Origin of the sequence: Bacillus sp. FSL R5-0447 (assembly GCF_038606125.1) — a bacterium.
Lineage (GTDB): Bacteria > Bacillota > Bacilli > Bacillales > Bacillaceae > Bacillus > Bacillus velezensis.
On sequence record NZ_CP152012.1, the window covers coordinates 1834780 to 1853199 of the forward strand.

General features: G+C 43.2%; 15 protein-coding genes. 12 read left to right on the forward strand and 3 right to left on the reverse strand.

The genetic code is table 11. From position 1 onward, the window contains the following. From NYE68_RS09330 to mutL, 4 genes are all read left to right on the forward strand, one after another. Window positions 1-432: a RicAFT regulatory complex protein RicA family protein gene (locus tag NYE68_RS09330; protein ID WP_003154113.1), complete on the forward strand. Its 432-nt coding sequence runs from the start codon at window positions 1-3 to the stop codon at window positions 430-432. Between the two features lie 252 nt (window positions 433-684). Beyond that, window positions 685-1230, forward strand: a complete 546-nt coding sequence (gene cotE, locus NYE68_RS09335; RefSeq protein ID WP_003154111.1) for an outer spore coat protein CotE — start codon at window positions 685-687, stop codon at window positions 1228-1230. A 118-nt stretch (window positions 1231-1348) separates the two neighbouring features. Further along, window positions 1349-3934 carry a DNA mismatch repair protein MutS gene (gene mutS / locus NYE68_RS09340; protein ID WP_053104470.1) on the forward strand — a complete coding sequence of 862 codons (2586 nt, stop codon included), beginning with the start codon at window positions 1349-1351 and terminating at the stop codon, window positions 3932-3934. A gap of 15 nt (window positions 3935-3949) precedes the next feature. Further along, window positions 3950-5824, forward strand: coding sequence for a DNA mismatch repair endonuclease MutL (mutL, locus tag NYE68_RS09345; RefSeq protein WP_324635844.1), 1875 nt, complete (start codon window positions 3950-3952; stop codon window positions 5822-5824). Window positions 5825-5875: 51 nt separating this feature from the next. On the opposite strand, the gene NYE68_RS09350 is transcribed toward mutL, so the two are convergent. Then, window positions 5876-6493 (reverse strand): site-specific integrase, encoded by a 618-nt coding sequence (locus tag NYE68_RS09350; protein ID WP_052250227.1) that lies wholly within the window; start codon window positions 6491-6493, stop codon window positions 5876-5878. Window positions 6494-6931: 438 nt separating this feature from the next. Here NYE68_RS09350 and NYE68_RS09355 point away from each other — a divergent pair, with 438 nt between their 5' ends. After that, window positions 6932-7234: a hypothetical protein gene (locus NYE68_RS09355; protein ID WP_007409833.1), complete on the forward strand. Its 303-nt coding sequence runs from the start codon at window positions 6932-6934 to the stop codon at window positions 7232-7234. 1222 nt (window positions 7235-8456) lie between these two features. On the opposite strand, the gene NYE68_RS09360 is transcribed toward NYE68_RS09355, so the two are convergent. After that, the gene (locus NYE68_RS09360; protein ID WP_015239884.1) at window positions 8457-8666 is read right to left on the reverse strand and encodes a hypothetical protein; all 210 of its coding nucleotides are present in this window, start codon (window positions 8664-8666) and stop codon (window positions 8457-8459) included. Window positions 8667-8752: 86 nt separating this feature from the next. Beyond that, window positions 8753-9274, reverse strand: a complete 522-nt coding sequence (locus NYE68_RS09365) for a hypothetical protein (RefSeq protein WP_015417503.1) — start codon at window positions 9272-9274, stop codon at window positions 8753-8755. A 1531-nt stretch (window positions 9275-10805) separates the two neighbouring features. Between NYE68_RS09365 and NYE68_RS09370 the strand changes: the two genes are divergently transcribed. From NYE68_RS09370 to NYE68_RS09400, 7 genes are all read left to right on the forward strand, one after another. Next, window positions 10806-11483, forward strand: a complete 678-nt coding sequence (locus tag NYE68_RS09370) for an MBL fold metallo-hydrolase (protein WP_003154103.1) — start codon at window positions 10806-10808, stop codon at window positions 11481-11483. 314 nt (window positions 11484-11797) lie between these two features. Continuing rightward, on the forward strand, window positions 11798-12667 hold the full coding sequence (gene fabD / locus NYE68_RS09375; protein ID WP_020955843.1) for an ACP S-malonyltransferase: 870 nt from the start codon (window positions 11798-11800) through the stop codon (window positions 12665-12667). Window positions 12668-12803: 136 nt separating this feature from the next. Beyond that, window positions 12804-13778 (forward strand): acyltransferase domain-containing protein, encoded by a 975-nt coding sequence (locus tag NYE68_RS09380; protein ID WP_113766237.1) that lies wholly within the window; start codon window positions 12804-12806, stop codon window positions 13776-13778. A 1-nt stretch (window position 13779) separates the two neighbouring features. Next, on the forward strand, window positions 13780-16020 hold the full coding sequence (gene fabD / locus NYE68_RS09385; protein WP_324635842.1) for an ACP S-malonyltransferase: 2241 nt from the start codon (window positions 13780-13782) through the stop codon (window positions 16018-16020). A 65-nt stretch (window positions 16021-16085) separates the two neighbouring features. Continuing rightward, a complete protein-coding gene (locus NYE68_RS09390) occupies window positions 16086-16334 on the forward strand; it encodes an acyl carrier protein (protein WP_007409841.1) in 249 nt (82 codons plus the stop codon). Window positions 16335-16385: 51 nt separating this feature from the next. Further along, a complete protein-coding gene (locus NYE68_RS09395; protein ID WP_031379105.1) occupies window positions 16386-17648 on the forward strand; it encodes a hydroxymethylglutaryl-CoA synthase family protein in 1263 nt (420 codons plus the stop codon). Continuing rightward, window positions 17645-18418, forward strand: coding sequence for an enoyl-CoA hydratase/isomerase (locus NYE68_RS09400; RefSeq protein ID WP_061861475.1), 774 nt, complete (start codon window positions 17645-17647; stop codon window positions 18416-18418). The genes NYE68_RS09395 and NYE68_RS09400 overlap by 4 nt, the downstream gene beginning before the upstream one ends. Window positions 18419-18420: the final 2 nt, after the last annotated feature.

Consider the following 18420-nt stretch of genomic DNA (forward strand, 5'->3'; position numbering starts at 1 on the left):
ATGACGCTTTACTCTAAGAAAGACATTGTACAGCAGGCTAGGAACCTTGCGAAAATGATTTCTGAAACAGAAGAAGTTGATTTTTTCAAACGCGCCGAGGCGCAGATTAACGAAAATGAAAAAGTCTCTGCGATTATTAATCAGATTAAAACCCTGCAAAAGCAAGCCGTTAACCTGAAGCACTACGAAAAGCTTGAAGCGCTGAAACAAGTGGAAAGTAAAATTGACGCCCTGCAGGAAGAACTTGAAGGGATTCCGATCATTCAGGAATTCAGAGATTCCCAGATTGAGGTCAATGACCTTCTTCAGCTTGTCGCACATACGATCTCAAATCAGGTGACAAACGAAATCATTACATCTACCGGAGGCAACCTGCTGACGGGAGAAACCGGTTCAAAAGTAAAACATTCGAATAACAGCTGTTCTATTTAAACACAGGGCCTTCATCGGCCCGTGTTTTTTTGCTGTTTGAGAACTAATTGTAATATGTACTAAATTTTCATTGACTCACCGTTTTGTCCCATTTTACTGGAAAGTTTTATCATACTTAAAAGTAAAGTTTCTGGGCAGGGCTGCATACAATGAAACAGAAACTTTGTATTTTTATATTTTTATTATAAAAATGCACATGAGACAAATGCCCAGCATAAGATAACACGAAGAAGAACAAGGAGGCCTGCCGGAATGTCTGAATACAGGGAAATTATTACGAAAGCGGTAGTTGCGAAAGGAAGAAAATTCACCCAATGCACCAACACGATCTCACCTGGAGAAAAACCGTCAAGTATATTGGGCGGCTGGATTATCAACCACAAGTACGATGCCGAAAAGATCGGGAAGACTGTAGAAATTGAAGGGTATTATGATATAAACGTCTGGTACTCTTACGCCGATAATACAAAAACGGAAGTTGTAACCGAGAGAGTAAAGTATGTCGATGTGATTAAACTCAGATACAGAGACACAAATTACTTAGATGACGAACACGAAGTCATTGCCAAAGTGCTGCAGCAGCCGAATTGTCTTGAAGTCACCATTTCTCCTAACGGAAATAAAATCGTGGTTCAGGCAGAGAGAGAATTTTTAGCAGAAGTGGTCGGTGAAACGAAAGTCGTCGTCGAAGTCAATCCTGACTGGGAAGAAGACGATGATGATGATTGGGAAGACGATCTTGATGAAGAATTAGAGGACATTAACCCTGAATTTTTAGTCGGAGATCCTGAAGAATAAGTTGAGGCTAGGGGAGTTTAACACCCCAAGTCTCTTTTTTATATATAAAGATATCACTCTTTTGTTTATGTTATAATGGGATTCGGATAAGAGAAGATACATAGTGAGGGATTAAATGATGGCTAGTTACACGCCTATGATACAGCAATACTTGAAGATAAAGGCAGAGCACCAAGATGCCTTTTTATTTTTTCGGCTTGGTGACTTTTATGAAATGTTTTTTGAAGATGCAAAAAAAGCGTCACAAGAGCTTGAAATTACACTGACAAGCAGAGACGGAGGTTCGGCTGATAAAATTCCGATGTGCGGCGTGCCTTATCATTCCGCGGCGGCTTATATTGAACAGCTGATTAAAAAGGGCTATAAAGTGGCGATCTGTGAACAGACGGAAGATCCGAAGGCGGCTAAAGGCGTTGTAAAAAGAGAAGTCGTCCAGCTGATCACACCGGGAACCGTGATGGATGGAAAAGGCATCCACGAGTCGGAAAACAACTTTATCGCTTCCGTTTCCGAATTTCGTGACGGATACGGTCTCGCTTTATCGGACTTAACGACCGGAGAAAACCTGGCCGTATTTATTGAGCGGATTGAAGATGTCATGTCAGAAATTTACTCAGTCGGCGCAAAGGAAATTGTCGTATCGAGCAAGTTTAACGAACATACAGCTGCTCAGCTGAAAGAACGGTGCGGCGCCACGATTTCCATCGAAGACGGGGAAATAACAGAACGCATTGAAATCGCAAAGCACTTGCCGGGCGAAGAGCTGACAGAGACGTTTATGCGTTTATATACGTATTTGCAGAAAACGCAAAAACGGAGCCTGGATCACCTGCAGCCGGTTCAAGTATATGAATTGGAAGAAGCGATGAAAATTGACCTGTATTCAAAACGGAATCTTGAGCTGACGGAAACGATCCGTTCGAAAAGCAAAAAAGGGTCATTGCTTTGGCTTTTAGACGAGACGAAAACAGCGATGGGCGGCCGGCTTCTCAAACAATGGATTGACCGCCCGCTGATCAGGGCATCCCAAATCGAAGAACGCCAGGAAATGGTCGAGACGCTGATCAATCATCTGTTTGAGCGTGAAGATCTGCGAGAGCGCCTGAAAGAAGTATACGATTTAGAACGTCTGGCGGGCCGGGTCGCATTCGGAAACGTCAACGCAAGGGATTTAATCCAGCTGAAAGAATCTTTAAAACAAGTGCCGAGCATCAAAGAGCTTGTAGGGTCTCTTAACCATAAAAAAGCAAAAGAACGCGCCGGCTTGATTGATCCGTGCGGAGATTTGCTTGACCTGTTAGAAGATGCCCTTCATGAAAACCCGCCGTTATCGTTAAAAGAAGGCAATTTAATTAAAGACGGCTATCATCAGAAGCTCGATGAGTACCGTGACGCCAGCAAAAACGGTAAAGACTGGATTGCCAGACTGGAGCAGCAGGAACGCGCTTATACGGGCATCCGTTCATTAAAGGTCGGTTTCAATAAAGTGTTCGGCTATTATATTGAAGTCACAAAAGCAAACCTTCATCTGCTTGAAGACGGACGGTATGAGCGGAAGCAGACCCTCACAAACGCCGAACGGTACATTACGCCGGAATTGAAGGAAAAAGAAGCGCTTATTTTAGAAGCGGAAAACAACATCTGCGAGCTGGAATATGAGCTTTTTGCCGGACTGCGTGAAAAGGTGAAACAATTTATTCCGCGCTTGCAGCGTCTTGCCAAACAAATGAGTGAGCTGGACGCACTGCAATGCTTTGCTACGATCAGTGAAAACAGGCATTACACAAAGCCCGTCTTTTCTGATAATGAAGTAAAAGTCATTGAAGGGAGACACCCCGTCGTTGAAAAGGTGATGGACAGTCAAGAATACGTCCCGAACAACTGCCTGATGGGCGATTCGCGGGAAATGCTCCTGATTACGGGTCCGAATATGTCAGGTAAAAGCACGTACATGAGACAGATCGCACTTCTATCGATCATGGCCCAGATCGGCTGTTTTGTGCCCGCGAAAGAAGCGGTTCTGCCGATTTTTGATCAAATCTTCACGAGAATCGGGGCAGCGGATGATTTGATTTCCGGACAAAGCACCTTTATGGTGGAAATGCTGGAAGCGAAAAACGCGATTGTGAACGCCACAAAAGACAGCCTGATCCTGTTTGATGAAATCGGCCGCGGGACATCAACGTACGACGGAATGGCGCTGGCACAGGCGATTATTGAATATGTCCATGATCATATCGGCGCTAAAACACTGTTCAGCACGCATTATCATGAGCTGACGGTGCTTGAAGATAAGCTTCCTCAGCTGAAAAACGTTCATGTGCGCGCAGAGGAATATAACGGAACGGTCGTGTTTCTCCATCAAATCAAAGAAGGAGCCGCAGATAAAAGTTACGGCATTCATGTCGCCCAGCTTGCCGAGCTCCCGGACGATCTGATCAGCCGCGCGCAGGAGATTTTGAAACAGCTTGAGCAGACGGGAGATAAACCGGAGCTTCCGGCGGTATCTGAGAAAAAGTCCGCCGTCAGAGAAGAACCGGCACAGCTGTCCTTTTTTGCTGACGGTGAAAAAGAACAGAAGGCACCGGCAGTTTCTAATAAAGAAAAACAAGTGCTTGAAGCTTTTAAGTCAATCAATATTCTCGATATGACGCCGCTTGAGGCGATGAATGAAATGTACAAGCTGCAAAAAAAATTAAAATAGAAAGAGGTGACGGACTTGGCAAAAGTCATCCAGCTCTCAGATGAACTCTCGAATAAAATAGCGGCCGGCGAGGTGGTCGAACGGCCTGCCTCAGTCGTTAAAGAATTGGTGGAAAACGCCATCGACGCAAACAGCACAGTCATTGAAATCGACATAGAGGAAGCGGGGCTTTCGTCGATTCGGGTGCTCGATAACGGCGAAGGGATGGAAACCGATGATTGCAAGCGGGCTTTCCGCCGCCACGCGACCAGTAAAATCAAAGATGAAAACGACCTGTTCCGGGTGAGAACACTCGGTTTCCGCGGAGAAGCTTTGCCAAGTATCGCGTCTGTTTCTCATCTGGAAATAAAAACGAGTATCGGCGAGGGAGCGGGAACCCATCTCATTCTTCAGGGCGGGAATATCATTTCTGAGCAGAAATCCTCCAGCAGAAAAGGAACGGAGATTATCGTTACCAACCTGTTTTTCAATACACCCGCCAGATTGAAATATATGAAAACCGTGCATACGGAGCTCGGCAATATTACGGATGTTGTCAACCGGATCGCTCTTGCGCATCCGGAAGTATCGATCCGTCTCCGCCATCAGGGGAAAAATCTGCTGCAGACAAACGGTAACGGGGATGTGCGCCATGTGCTGGCCGCAATTTACGGGACGGCGGTTGCGAAAAAAATGATACCGCTCCATGTCAGCTCGCTTGATTTTGAAGTCAAGGGCTACATTGCGCTTCCGGAAATCACGCGTGCATCCAGAAACTACATGTCATCTGTCATTAACGGAAGATACATTAAGAATTTCCCGCTTGTAAAAGCAGTGCATGAGGGCTATCACACACTTCTGCCGATCGGCCGCCATCCGATTATGTTTATCGAAATTACGATGGACCCGATTTTGGTCGATGTCAATGTCCATCCGTCGAAGCTTGAAGTCCGCCTCAGCAAAGAGACGGAGCTGCATGAGCTGATCCGTGACGGGATAAAGGAAGTGTTTCAAAAGCAGCGGCTTATTCCGAGCGCCCAGCTCCCGAAAAAATCCGCGCCGGCACCGGCCAAAAACGAACAGCAATTTATGACATTCGAGGAAAGCGCGCCTGAGCGGAAACTTCCTGAAAAAACGCCGGAGCCGTCTTACTCACCAATGAAGCTGAGTTCGGTCGTAAAAGAGCCTGAGCCGGTAATAATAGAAGAAGAGATCCTCCCGAATGAAGCGGATCACGATGTGCCGCCGGAGATCGGCATGCCGGAACCGGAAGCGCCTGTTTCCGATACTCCGGAACCGGAAGCTGTCGCTGAAGAAATACGGGAAGAAAGAGTTCCGGTGATGTATCCGATCGGCCAAATGCACGGGACATATATTTTAGCCCAAAACGAAAACGGCTTGTATATCATTGACCAGCATGCTGCACAAGAACGGATTAAATACGAATATTTCCGGGAGAAAGTCGGGCAGGTCGAGCCTGAAGTGCAGGATATGATCGTGCCGCTCACCTTTCATTATGCGGCAAATGAAGCGCTGATCATTGACCAGCATCAGCATGAGCTTGAAAGCGTCGGAGTATTTTTAGAAGCATTCGGCACGAACAGCTACATCGTCCGCTGCCATCCGGCCTGGTTTCCAAAAGGGGAAGAAGCTGAACTGATTGAAGAAATCATTCAGCAGGTGCTTGACGCCAAACAGATCGATATTAAAAAACTGCGGGAGGAAGCGGCCATTATGATGAGCTGCAAAGGCTCAATCAAAGCGAACCGCCATTTGCGAAACGACGAAATCAAAGCGCTCTTGGACGATCTGCGCCGAACGACAGACCCGTTCACATGCCCGCACGGCCGGCCGATCATAATTCATCACAGCACGTATGAGATGGAGAAGATGTTTAAGCGTGTGATGTAGAAGGATTCTGTGAGGGATTTATCTCTCGTGCCCACATTTTGCCCACTGATTTTAGCTGTTTAGGTATTCATCAAACTGATTAATGCTTTTTTGATTGTGATTCTGCAAGATATGGATATAGACATCAGCTGTCATTTTCACATCCGTATGACCGAGTCTCTCACTTGCAAATTTGATATCTGCACCACTTTCTAGCAGCATAATGGCGTGTGTGTGTCTCAAACCATGTGGAGTAATGTGGTGCAGATCAGTTTTCTTTAGCAAGGAATCTATGACTTTATCAATTCCAAACGGTCCAAGGTCATCTCCCTTATGGTTGGTAATAAAAAAGGGAGACTGGTTATAATTATCACCGTGTTTTATTTTATTTTTTTCTTGCCATTCCTTAAACTTTTTCATCTCTTTAATTAAAGTGTCATCGATGCTTATAGTTCTAACACTTTTACGGGTTTTAGGTGCTATGATTCCAAACTCGTTCTTAGATTTAGCAATCCTTAAAGTTTTGTTATTAAAGTCAATATCGGACCAATATAAAGCAATGAGTTCACCTTTTCTTAAGCCGGTCCTTAAAAGAGTTAAAGCGATCATGTAATGATGATATTTAGAAGATTTTGCTGCCTCCATAAAGACAGATACTTGTTCCTTGTCCAGGTAATTGTCTTTAAGCATTCTATAATCCGAATCTTTTTTTATAGAAATGTTTTGATATTATCAGGAATTGTCTTAACCATCTTACTAAAGCCGCAAGCTGATGAGCGGACTGAATAACTTCAAATACAGATTCACAGCAGACCGCAATCATATTGCGGTTTTTCCATTTGTGCAAATTACGGGGATAGTAGTAAAATCAAATAAAAGAAAAACAGGGGAGGACTAAAAAACTTAATCGTGTAGCTTTAAAATAAAGATGATTATGTAAAACAAAGTCCGATAATTTATAAAAAAGTTTGATAGAATCACATTAACAATACAGATTTTTAGAATTCAACAAACGGTCCATTTAATGGCACAATTAATTTGTGATGCAAGTTAAAATTTGTTATCATCAATAACAATAGAATTAAACTAAAGATTATTTAAACAGCATAGAAAGGGGGGGGAAATGCTTTGAATATAAATTTAATATTATTTGTCTCATCAATTAATCAAGAACCTACAGAGGAAAATACTCAAACATTAGTGAAAACATTTGAATCTGACTTTCGCCCTCAAGTAGGAGATATAATTGACGATCCTGGATTTGATTCAGGTTTCCATAATGGATACGAGGTGGTAAAAGTTACAATAAATTATACTTCAAATGAGTGCCTTGTTTCACTGACGCCGTTAGCAATTGAAGTTGAAAAAATTAGTGTTGAAGATTATATAAAAAAGCTTAAAACACATGGGTGGAGTATTCAGTCTAGGTAGCACTCAGCAGTTTTTATTATAAGGTACTATTCCTCAGACTGCGCGTTTGTTGAAGATTCTAGACATAAAATGATCAAACTTTTTTATAAAACGATGATTGAAATGAATATAGAAAAAACGTGTTTTGATCAATCTTTTTTTCAAAACACGTTTTTTCTATTTGTACTTTTATCAAGGTTTATTAAGTTCATTTAATCAAACTTTATTTTAAGGCTACAAATCGCTTTCTCCCCGCTTAAATTAAAAGCCCAACTTTTTAGAGTTTGGGCTTTTTTAGATGATGCAATTTTGTATTTTGTCTTACGGAACCTCTCCTTGTCGCATGAGACTTTTTACAACTGCACGTAAATCTATTTCGCTTTTTCCTGTTTTTCTCTTTAACTGGCCTTTTACATCGGTAGCTCATGTTAAGTATAATACGGTATATTTCCTTTCAGAGTCAGCATATCTTTCATTCCCTTAAATTAAAAAGTTAAGACTATTTCTTAGATATAAACATCCGCTATATTTATAATAGGGGTTCGCTTAAATTTAATTTTGTAACCATTCTCGGTCCACTCATCATCATATTTATTATCATCAAAAAAGGAGGCTGCTCTCTTTATGTCTAACCATGCTAATTTAATAAAAATATTTACCCAGAAAACTATTAGAAGCTCTGAAATATCAATGTTTTGAGTAATCATGGTTTATTGTCAAAAAACTAAAATAACAGTACGTATGAGATGGAGAAGATGTTTAAGCGTGTGATGCAAGAACAATGATTTATGTGAGACTAAACCGTTATTTGCCCACAAGCAGCCTTACTAGTTTGAATGACCCAGCCTGTCAGAGATAACTTTTGAGTTTTTTAATTTCTGGTATAATTGTTGCATCTGTATGCCGTAAATCATGAAAATAATTTGTTTAACATCCAGCTGCTTTTCTTTCATATAAAAATTGTTTATGGATAGTATTTGGGGTGACAGCGCAGCATCTTGTGTTTGGTGTAACCGTCTATATGTCACTGCATTAATAGTGAAATAATGGAGAAAACGATTCCTTAAAATCTTAAAGTTATCTGTGAAGAACCAGATGACTACCCTGAGTTATATAGATGGGTACCTGCTTTTCCAAATTCACAGGGAGGAGATGGAGGGGGAATTTAAATAAAATTCGAATTTGGCAGGTTATACTATCCGCAAGTTAGTCAAGGGGGACTAGTAATTAGCCCCCCTTACATTTAGTTCTTCCTGCGGTTTTTTCTATTTTTGATCAAACTGAAAACCACTAAGAGAACCACACCGATAGCAACGATATAAAATGAAATTTCTGCTGCTGCGGTATTAATATTCTTAAGAACAAGGATAAGCCCTATTAAAACTATAGGAATAATGTAAGTTAGAATTTTTATAGCTTTTGGGCTCGGTTCAGCGTTACTTTTATCTTCCATAGTTACCTCCTGTCTTAACACTTTAGAAATAATCACTTTAAAGCTTAACACAGGATAAATTTGTTAAACACCAACAATAGTCCCGTTTAAAGGAAAAGCATAAGAGTTTTAGTAATCCACCAAGCGGCTGTTGGGTTCCCAGTTACTTTTAAAGCACCCGCATAGCACGCATCTTCAACCGCACCAGTAAAATTGTCGATGGTATTAAGAATTATTTCAAAACCGCCGATTCCGCCCATAGCAGCTTTAACCTTAGTAGGTATTGCATCCCAAGCTGCTCTGAGTGCTTTTACAGCCCAGGACAATTTACCTTGAGCAGTAAACTCCGACCCTTGTTTTTCTTTAACAGTTTTAACAGCTTCTTTAAGTTGATTTGTTTCACTTTTGGTTAATTCAAAGTGTTTAGCTATTTCGTCAAGACTAACGTTATCTTTCGGTAATTGTGCAGTTTTATGTAAGACTGCTTCGTTTTGGTATTGGCTTTGTATTGTTTGATTAGTTTGGACTTCTTTTTCTGCTGAAACAGCTCCTGCTAGTGGAACTAATGAAAAAATAGATACACTTGCGACAGTGGACATAATAAGACCTTTAGTTACAGACTTTTTCATTGTTAATCCTCCGTTTAATCTATATTATTGTTTTTTGATCTTCTCTGGAAACCCAAGATAACCAATATTGTAAAATGAGTAATGTTTTATCGATAATGTTTGGATTTGATAATTTACCGGAGAACCAATCAAATCTCTAAAGGCAGGTTCAATCTTAGTAAACCTGGCTTCAAGTTCAATTCTAATTCTGTTTCCTGCCAAAAACTTTGTTTTATGATTTAATACATACCTAATTACAACTTTTATAGATTGAGAAACACTTTAATTTGTAAGAAAATTTGTTTTATCTCCTGAAAAGTGATGCATAATTCATAGCTGTTTATTTAGAATCTGTAGCCCGATTGTTTGACAACATATAGAGAGAAAAGACTAAAGACCCTGTAAGTAAAATGCTTTTTGAAATAGTATGAGCCTCCAATATTAAACAGAGCTTAAAATGTTGATTTTCGGTTTATTCTCTGTTTTTGGATTGAACACAGTTAATTACTCCTCCTTCCTTAGTTGCTATTCTAGCAATATGGATTTTTTAGGTAAATAGGTATATCGTACCTAAATGGAAAATATTATAAGTGTAAATAATAGAATTATATATAAAAGTATGGATCTATCTCATTCTTATAAACGTATAATATTCGATTATTTGACAAGGAGATCAGATGTTTTTGTTAATTCTGATTAAAGATTTATTGGACAATTGAAGAAGATAAATGAGGTTTATCTTTTTACTGTGTAAATCAAAATTAATATAAAATCATTAAGTAAAAGTTTAGGCGAAAATATAGCAACTAGACTAGCTGTTCTAAAAGTATGTTGATCCCTGCCTTAAGGGAAGTCCCTAAGAATTTTAATTTTTATAAAACCTCCTTTTGGTAATCTGGATATTTTATGATCAATTATTGGGGCAATTGTTTTATCAGTTGATGTTGCGCCTGTTTGTTCAATTTGATCAAAATATGCTTAAATCATTGGGTAGCAGATCAAATATTAATCGTCTTCAACTGACGTCTTTTTTCATGCGCGACGCTTTCGTGAATTGTTGCAGCTAGACTGGTTTTTGAACGGTTTTCTCGCAAAAGAAATGAGTGTAAATTACGCTGTACTTTTCTAAATCTAATTATGTTAATGTCAACATAACGTTGCAATTCGGTATTATCTTGAAGAAAAGGATTGAGATAATAATCTTGATTGCGGGTCATTTCTAAAAACTGATCATCCCCTTCGGCCGCTTCGGCAATTGCTTTTCAAAACAAAAGCTCAATTTGTTTTCTTTTTATCCGAAACTCATATCCATTCTTGATTTTCTGAATAAAATTCCCTAAAGAATTCATCTAAATGAACATCCTGATTTCCTTATATATCAGCATAGCAATTTGTAAAAAAAGTCCAGACTGGTGCTTTTGGCGGGAGCAGAAAGTTTTTTTATCTTTACCGGAAAATCCATGGAAAAACGTGGTGTCATCTGGTAAAGTGGTTACAGTCGGCTGGGCGGCGGCAGCAGTCTGCCCGGATCTTTTAAATGGGAATGGTGACAATGGATCATACATATGAAGTGCATCAAATCAAAACTTATCACCAGATGTGGTCCAACTATTGTTATATTATCGCAGACCGCTCAAAAAAATCTGCGATAGCGGTGGACCCGTCCTGGGAAATCGATAAAATAACCGATAAACTGCATGAATTGGATGTTGATTTATCAGCTATTTTATTAACACATTCGCATTATGACCATGTAAACTTGGCGGAGCCGCTTCAGCAAATCTATCATTCTGATATATACATGTCGTCGGCGGAAATCGATTTCTATCAATTCCGGTGCAGAAACTTAATAGCGCTTGAAGACGGCCAAACCTTTGCGGCCGGAGGGTTTATCATCAGAAGTATACTGACCCCGGGACATACGGCCGGGGGAATGTGCTATTTGCTATCTGATCATCTTTTTACCGGTGACACCGTGTTTACAGAAGGGTGCGGTATATGTGAGGACAGGGGCAGCTCAGCTGAAGATATGTTTCACAGTATACAGAGGATCAAAGCCTCCATTCCGCCGCATGTGCGTGTGTATCCGGGGCACTCCTTCGGGGAGAAGCCGGGTCAAAAAATGGAGAGTCTTTTGAAAAACAATATTTACTTTCAGATTGAAAAAAAAGAACATTTTGTGAATTTCCGCAACAGAAAAAATCAAAAAGGGCTGTTTCATTTTAAGTAATGTGTGATTTAGTTCTTTCTAACTAGCTTTTCTTTTGAGGCAAAGAAGTTCTGAAATGGAATGGTAGTTATTACTAGATTTCTGGTGATGAATGGCTGAGTAACGGGAGTTTGCGGAAGAGAACGCCGGGCAGGCCGGATGGGACATTCTGCTTACGCCTGTTCCGAAAGCCCTGAGCCCGCCTTTCGACAGGGAAAAATAGGCATTATTCAGGAGTTCGCATAGGATAAATTAACTTGACATGGTATTTTTGTGAAGTTACTATCAACTTGAACATGCTTCTTATCTGAATCCGAGAAAGGATGGCTGAGAAAATGATCACATACTTATTCCCCGGACAAGGTTCTCAAAAGCAGGGAATGGGGAGCTCATTGTTTGATGAATTTAAAGACTTAACGGAGCAGGCTGATGAAACACTCGGATATTCCATGAAACGGCTTTGTCTTGAGAATCCGTATTCCAACCTTCACAAGACGCAGTTCACCCAGCCTGCTTTATATGTTGTAAACGCGTTAAGCTATTTGAAAAAAATCCAAGACAATGACATAAAGCCGGATTATGTGGCCGGCCACAGTTTGGGAGAATATAATGCGCTGTTTGCAGCAGGTGCGTTTGATTTTATTACCGGCCTGCAGCTTGTCCGTAAAAGAGGCGAATTAATGAGTATGGCCACTGACGGAAAAATGGCCGCTGTTATGGGGTTAACTGCAGCTCAAGTGTCAGACGCCCTTCAAACGCACGGATTACATACGATTGATATTGCCAATATGAATTCTCCTCACCAAGTTGTCATATCCGGACGCAAAGAAGACATTGAAAGAGCCAAAACCGTATTCGAAGGATTAAAAGACGTTACGATGTTTCATCCGTTAAACGTAAGCGGCGCTTTTCACTCGAGGTATATGAGTGAAGCAAAACAAGAGTTCGAAAAATTTTTACAGTCATTTCATTTTTCTGCTATATCAATTCCTGTCATTTCTAATGTGCATGCCAGACCTTATGAGCAAGACGGAATCCACTCCGTTCTGGCCGATCAGATCGACCATTCAGTGCGATGGAACGACAGCATCCGCTATCTGCTGGACAAAGGGCGGATGGAATTTGAAGAAGTCGGCCCGGGCCATGTGCTGACAGGACTTATTCACCGCATCAAAAAAGAAACTGAAGCTTCACCCGCCATGTAGCGGAACGCAAGTCAAAATTCTTATCTCACACAATAGTGCCAGCCATACAGCATCACGACCACTTCACCTGCACACGACATCACGAAAAACTCACAAATCAATATTTTGAAAAAATAAAGAGCAAAAAGGAGAACAAATGAACCAGCCAATTGTTTTCATGTTTTCTGGACAGGGTTCCCAATACTATCAAATGGGGAAAGAGCTGTTTGCACATAACGCCGCTTTTCGGCAGAAAATGCTTGACTTGGACGATTTTGCAGTCAGCCGTTTCGGTTACTCTGTCCTTAAAGAGATGTATCATACAGGCAATCGTCTGTCTGATCCATTTGACCGCCTTCTTTTCAGCCATCCTGCCATTTTTATGGCTGAGTACGCACTTGCATATGCTTTGGAGCAAAGAGGCATACGTCCCGATTATGTGATCGGAGCAAGCCTCGGAGAGTATGCAGCGGCCGCTGTGTCGGGCGTGCTGAGCGCCGAGGATGCTTTAGATTGCGTGCTGGAACAGGCCCGAATCGTTACGGAAACTTGCCGTAACGGCAGCATGCTTGCGATACTGGGTGATCCGGCTTTATATCAAGATGATCCGCTGCTCGGCGAACATAGTGAATTGGCATCTGTAAACTATCATTCTCACTTTGTCATCTCGGGGGAGCGGGAACATATCAAAAAGATCATGGACGATCTGAGAGAAAAGCAGATTCCTCATCAGCTATTGCCGGTATCTTACGGGTTTCACTCAGCGCTGGTTGATCAGGCGGAACAGCCGTACAAGCGCTTTTTAGCTCAGAAATCAATCCGGACTCCGTTTATACCGTACATCTCCAGTGCGACCGGAGAGGCTGAGACCGATATACAAGCGGACTTTTTCTGGGATATCGTAAGAAAGCCGATTCGATTCCGCGAAGCGCTTCAATTCGCAGACAGCCGCCAAAAAGGATTCTATATCGATGCCGGGCCTTCCGGAACATTGGCCGCATTTGCCAAACAGATTCTTCCCGCAGGATCGGCTGAACGCATCCGTGCCATTATGACGCCGTTTCATAAAGAACAAACACATTTGCAGCAAATCGAAGACAGCATTTTATCACCGCGCGGAAGGAGACTGTAAGATGATCAGCTTTGTTTTTCCAGGCCAAGGCTCGCAAAGAATAGGGATGGGGGAGGACCTGTTCGGCCGCTATCCTGAATTAACCGCAAAGGCCGATCACATTCTCGGATATTCCATTCAGGAGCTGTGCCGGGACGGAGAACGTCTCAATCAGACTCAATTCACTCAGCCGGCGCTCTATGTCGTCAATGCCCTCAGTTATTTGAAAAAAACAGAAGAAACCGGCTTGAAACCGGATTTTACCGCCGGACACAGTTTGGGCGAATATAACGCGTTATACGCTTCGGGCGCCTTTGATTTTGAAGAAGGCTTACAGCTGGTCAAAAAAAGGGGCGAACTGATGAGCCGCGCAAAAGGAGGCGGCATGGCAGCGGTGATCGGCCTGACTCATGAGCAGGTGACGGATGTTTTAAGAGAAAATCACTTGGATATGATTGATATCGCCAACATGAACACACCGCAGCAAATTGTCATTTCCGGATATAAAGAAGATATTGAAAAAGCAGCATCCGTTTTTGAAGCCGTAAACGGCGTAAAAATGGTTCACCGCTTAAATGTCAGCGGCGCCTTTCATTCCAGATACATGCTGGAAGCGAAGGAAGAGTTTTCACGGTTTATTGAATCTTTCCATTTTAAGCCGCTGTCCATCCCGGTCATTTCAAATGTGACGGCAAGACCCTATGAGCAGAGAGAGCTGAAAGAGACACTCACCGGACAAATAACGGGATCGGTGAACTGGACAGACAGCATCCGTTTCTTAATGGGAAGAAAGAACATGAGCTTTGAGGAAATCGGTCCCGGAAAAGTGCTGACGGGGCTGATACAAAGAATTACGGCTGAAGCGGAGCCGATAACAGATGAAATCAAAGTCCCGGCTGAGGCTGGAAAAAGCTCAATTACGGCGGCGTCTTTAGGAAATGAAGAGTTTAAGCGCGATTATCAATTGAAATACGCCTACTTGGCCGGCGGCATGTACCGCGGAATTTCTTCGAAGGAAATGGTCGTCAAACTGGCCGAAAAAGGAATGATGGGCTTTTTCGGAACGGGCGGTTTGAACATCGCGCACGTTGAGGACGCCATTTTGTCAATTCAGCATGAGCTTCGTGACGGCGGTTCCTTCGGCATAAATGTTGTACATAACATGAAGCATACAGATTCAGAAGAAAAAATGATTGATCTTTTACTGAAGCATGGGATTCAGAACTTGGAAGCATCAGCGTTTTTAACGGTTACTCCCGCTTTAGTAAGGTTTCGCGCTAAGGGGTTAAAACGCGGTGCCGGCGGACAAATAATAGCGCGTCAGCGGATTATCGCCAAGCTGTCCCGTCCGGAAGTAGCGGAAGCGTTTCTCAGCCCGGCGCCTGATCACATTCTGCAGAAACTTGCAGCCGAAAACAAAATTACCGCTGAAGAAGCAAGTCTGATGAGAGAAATACCCGTTGCGCATGACATCTGCGTAGAGGCTGATTCAGGCGGCCACACTGACGGCGGAGTTGCTTACAGTCTCATGCCGGCGATCATCCGTTTACGAGATGACATGATGAAAAAATACCGATACGGCAAAACCGTCCGCGTCGGAGCCGCAGGGGGAATCGGAACGCCCGAGGCTGCCATGGCCGCATTTATGCTCGGCGCTGATTTTATTGTGACCGGATCTATTAACCAATGCACCGTTGAGGCAGCGACGAGCGGCCTCGTAAAGGACCTCCTGCAGCAGATGAATGTACAGGACACGGCCTACGCGCCGGCCGGCGATATGTTTGAATCAGGCAGCAAGGTGCAGGTATTAAAGAAAGGGCTGTTCTTTCCGACCCGCGCCTCTAAGCTGCATGAACTGTATCAGCGTCACCGCTCAATTGAAGAAATTGATGAAAAGACACTCAGACAAATAGAAGAGAAGTATTTTAAGGCAAGTGTAAGCAGTATTTATGACAAAGTGAAGGCTCATTATTCGCATGAAGACATTTCAAAAGCCGAACGGAATCCGAAACAGAAAATGGCGCTCATATTCAAATGGTATTTCAGGCAAAGCTCTGCTTCGGCGATTAAAGGAGACCCGGATGCCAAGGTAGACTTCCAGATTCATTGCGGCCCGGCATTAGGCGCCTTTAATCAATGGGTGAAAGGTACGGAGCTGGAGTCCTGGAAAAACCGCCATGCCGATGGTATCGGCATGCGGCTTATGGAAGAGACGGCCTCGCTTTTGAATCAGAAGTTAGGTTCATTTTTGCAAACGTGTTGACAAGACGAAATGATAGATTGAAAACATGGAATATTCATAAAAGATGAAACAGGGAGGAACTGACAATGAGTAAAGAAAGAATCTTTGAATTGCTGCAGAACACAATCTACGAGGTTTTACCTGATTTAGAAGGCGAACAGCTTTCGCAGGAAGACCGGTTAGTTGATCTGGGGGCGGATTCAGTGGACCGCGCCGAAATTATCACGATGATGCTTGAAGAATTATCACTGCAGATCCCGCGTGTTGAGCTGACGGGAGTGTCAAACATCGGCGAATTGGCGGCAAAGCTTTATGAAAAGGTACAGGCTGTCTGATAAAACGGTGAAATAATCGGAAACTCAAAATTCATATTGGAGGCGAAGTTCATGGCGGCTGCCGGAATAGAAGCGATAAATGTGTTTGGCGGGACAGCATACCTTGATGTCATGCAGCTGGCGGAGTACAGAAACTTAGACCCTGCCAGATTTGAGAATTTACTGATGAAAGAAAAAGCGGTGGCGCTTCCGTACGAAGACCCCGTTACATTCGGCGTTAACGCGGCAAAGCCGATTATCGACCGATTGACAGAGGCTGAAAAAGACAGAATCGAGCTGCTGATTACCTGCTCGGAGTCCGGCATCGACTTCGGAAAATCACTCAGTACATATATTCATGATTACTTAGGCCTCAACCGGAACTGCCGTTTATTTGAACTGAAACAAGCCTGTTATTCAGGAACGGCGGGTTTGCAGATGGCGCTTAACTTTATTTTGTCGCAGACATCCCCCGGAGCGAAGGCGCTTGTCGTCGCGACGGATATTTCCCGGTTTTTAATTGCCGAAGGCGGTGATGCGTTAAGTGAGGATTGGTCTTACGCCGAACCCAGCGCCGGAGCGGGTGCCGTCGCCTTATTGATCGGTGAAAATCCAATTGTATTTCAGGCGGATGCGGGCGCTAACGGCTACTACGGCTATGAGGTGATGGATACATGCCGTCCGATCCCGGACAGTGAAGCCGGTGACGCCGATTTGTCATTGATGTCTTACCTCGATTGCTGTGAACAGACATTTCGCGAGTACAAAAACCGTGTGCCGGGCGCTGACTACAAAGAGACGTTTCACTATCTAGCCTTCCATACACCGTTTGGCGGCATGGTCAAAGGGGCCCACCGGACGATGATGCGCAAGCTTGCAAAAGCGAAAAACGCTGAAATCGAACAGGATTTTCAAACCAGAGTAGAGCCGGGGCTCCGCTACTGCCAAAGAGTCGGAAACATTATGGGAGCAGCCTCTTTACTGGCTCTTGCAAGCACGATTGACCAAGGGGCATTTGACACTTCTAAGCGGATCGGCTGTTTCTCCTACGGCTCCGGATGCTGTTCAGAATTTTACAGCGGCGTTGTGACGCCTGAAGGGCAAGCGCGGCAGCATTCTTTCAAAATAGAAGAGCATCTGAACAACAGATACAGGCTGTCCATGGAAGAGTATGAAGAACTGTTTAAAGGCAGCGGTCTGGTGAAGTTCGGAACCCGAAATGTCAAATTGGATATGAATATGATTCCGAACATTTTAGACCATCATGCCGGGAGCCCTCGTTTATATTTGGAAGAAATCACGGAATTTCATCGGAAATACAGGTGGATATCGTGACCTATGAAACGATAAACGTCCGTTTTCAGCAAAATGTCTGCTTCATCACCTTTGATCGGCCTGAAGCCAACAATACGATTAATGAGCGTTTAGTGGAGGAATGCCTGCATGTTCTTTCTGAATGTGAAGACTCCGTGACCTCCGTAGTGCTTGAAGGGCAGCCGGAGGTATTTTGTTTCGGGGCGGATTTTGATGAGATGTACCGGAAAATGAGGCAGGGAATGCAGCATGCGGAATCGCAGGAGCCGCTTTACCGTTTGTGGCTGGCATTAAAATCCGGGCCGTACATCACAATCGCCCGTGTCCGCGGAAAAGTAAATGCGGGAGGTGTCGGTTTTGCCGCCGCGTGCGATATCGTCATAGCAGAGGAGAATGCTTCGTTCAGTTTATCTGAACTGTTATTCGGACTTTATCCAGCCTGCGTTCTGCCGTTTTTAATTCAAAGAATCGGATGTCAAAAGGCGCATTATATGACGATCATGACAAAGCCCGTGCCGGCACGCCAGGCGCTTGAATGGGGACTTTGTGACGTATGCGTCCCGGACTCAGCAACAGAGCTGAGAAAGCATTTGCTGCGCCTCCGCCCGCTGTCGAAAAAAGCAGTCATCCGCTATAAACAATACATGGATTCCTTAAACGACCTTGTTCATCGTTCGAAATCCATTGCTCTAGCCGAAAATCAAGCGATGTTTTCAGATCCGGATAACCAATCAGCCATCACCCGTTATGCAGAAACGGGGCGGCTTCCTTGGGAAACGGAGAACAGTTAGGA

Coding starts and splice junctions, on each gene's coding strand:
- NYE68_RS09330 (WP_003154113.1), top strand. CDS start 1: ATGACGCTTTACTCTAAGAAAGACATTGTACAGCAGGCTAGGAACCTT.
- cotE (WP_003154111.1), top strand. CDS start 685: ATGTCTGAATACAGGGAAATTATTACGAAAGCGGTAGTTGCGAAAGGA.
- mutS (WP_053104470.1), top strand. CDS start 1,349: ATGGCTAGTTACACGCCTATGATACAGCAATACTTGAAGATAAAGGCA.
- NYE68_RS09350 (WP_052250227.1), bottom strand. CDS start 6,493: ATGCTTAAAGACAATTACCTGGACAAGGAACAAGTATCTGTCTTTATG.
- NYE68_RS09360 (WP_015239884.1), bottom strand. CDS start 8,666: ATGGAAGATAAAAGTAACGCTGAACCGAGCCCAAAAGCTATAAAAATT.
- NYE68_RS09365 (WP_015417503.1), bottom strand. CDS start 9,274: ATGAAAAAGTCTGTAACTAAAGGTCTTATTATGTCCACTGTCGCAAGT.
- NYE68_RS09370 (WP_003154103.1), top strand. CDS start 10,806: ATGGATCATACATATGAAGTGCATCAAATCAAAACTTATCACCAGATG.
- fabD (WP_020955843.1), top strand. CDS start 11,798: ATGATCACATACTTATTCCCCGGACAAGGTTCTCAAAAGCAGGGAATG.
- NYE68_RS09380 (WP_113766237.1), top strand. CDS start 12,804: ATGAACCAGCCAATTGTTTTCATGTTTTCTGGACAGGGTTCCCAATAC.
- fabD (WP_324635842.1), top strand. CDS start 13,780: ATGATCAGCTTTGTTTTTCCAGGCCAAGGCTCGCAAAGAATAGGGATG.
- NYE68_RS09390 (WP_007409841.1), top strand. CDS start 16,086: ATGAGTAAAGAAAGAATCTTTGAATTGCTGCAGAACACAATCTACGAG.
- NYE68_RS09395 (WP_031379105.1), top strand. CDS start 16,386: ATGGCGGCTGCCGGAATAGAAGCGATAAATGTGTTTGGCGGGACAGCA.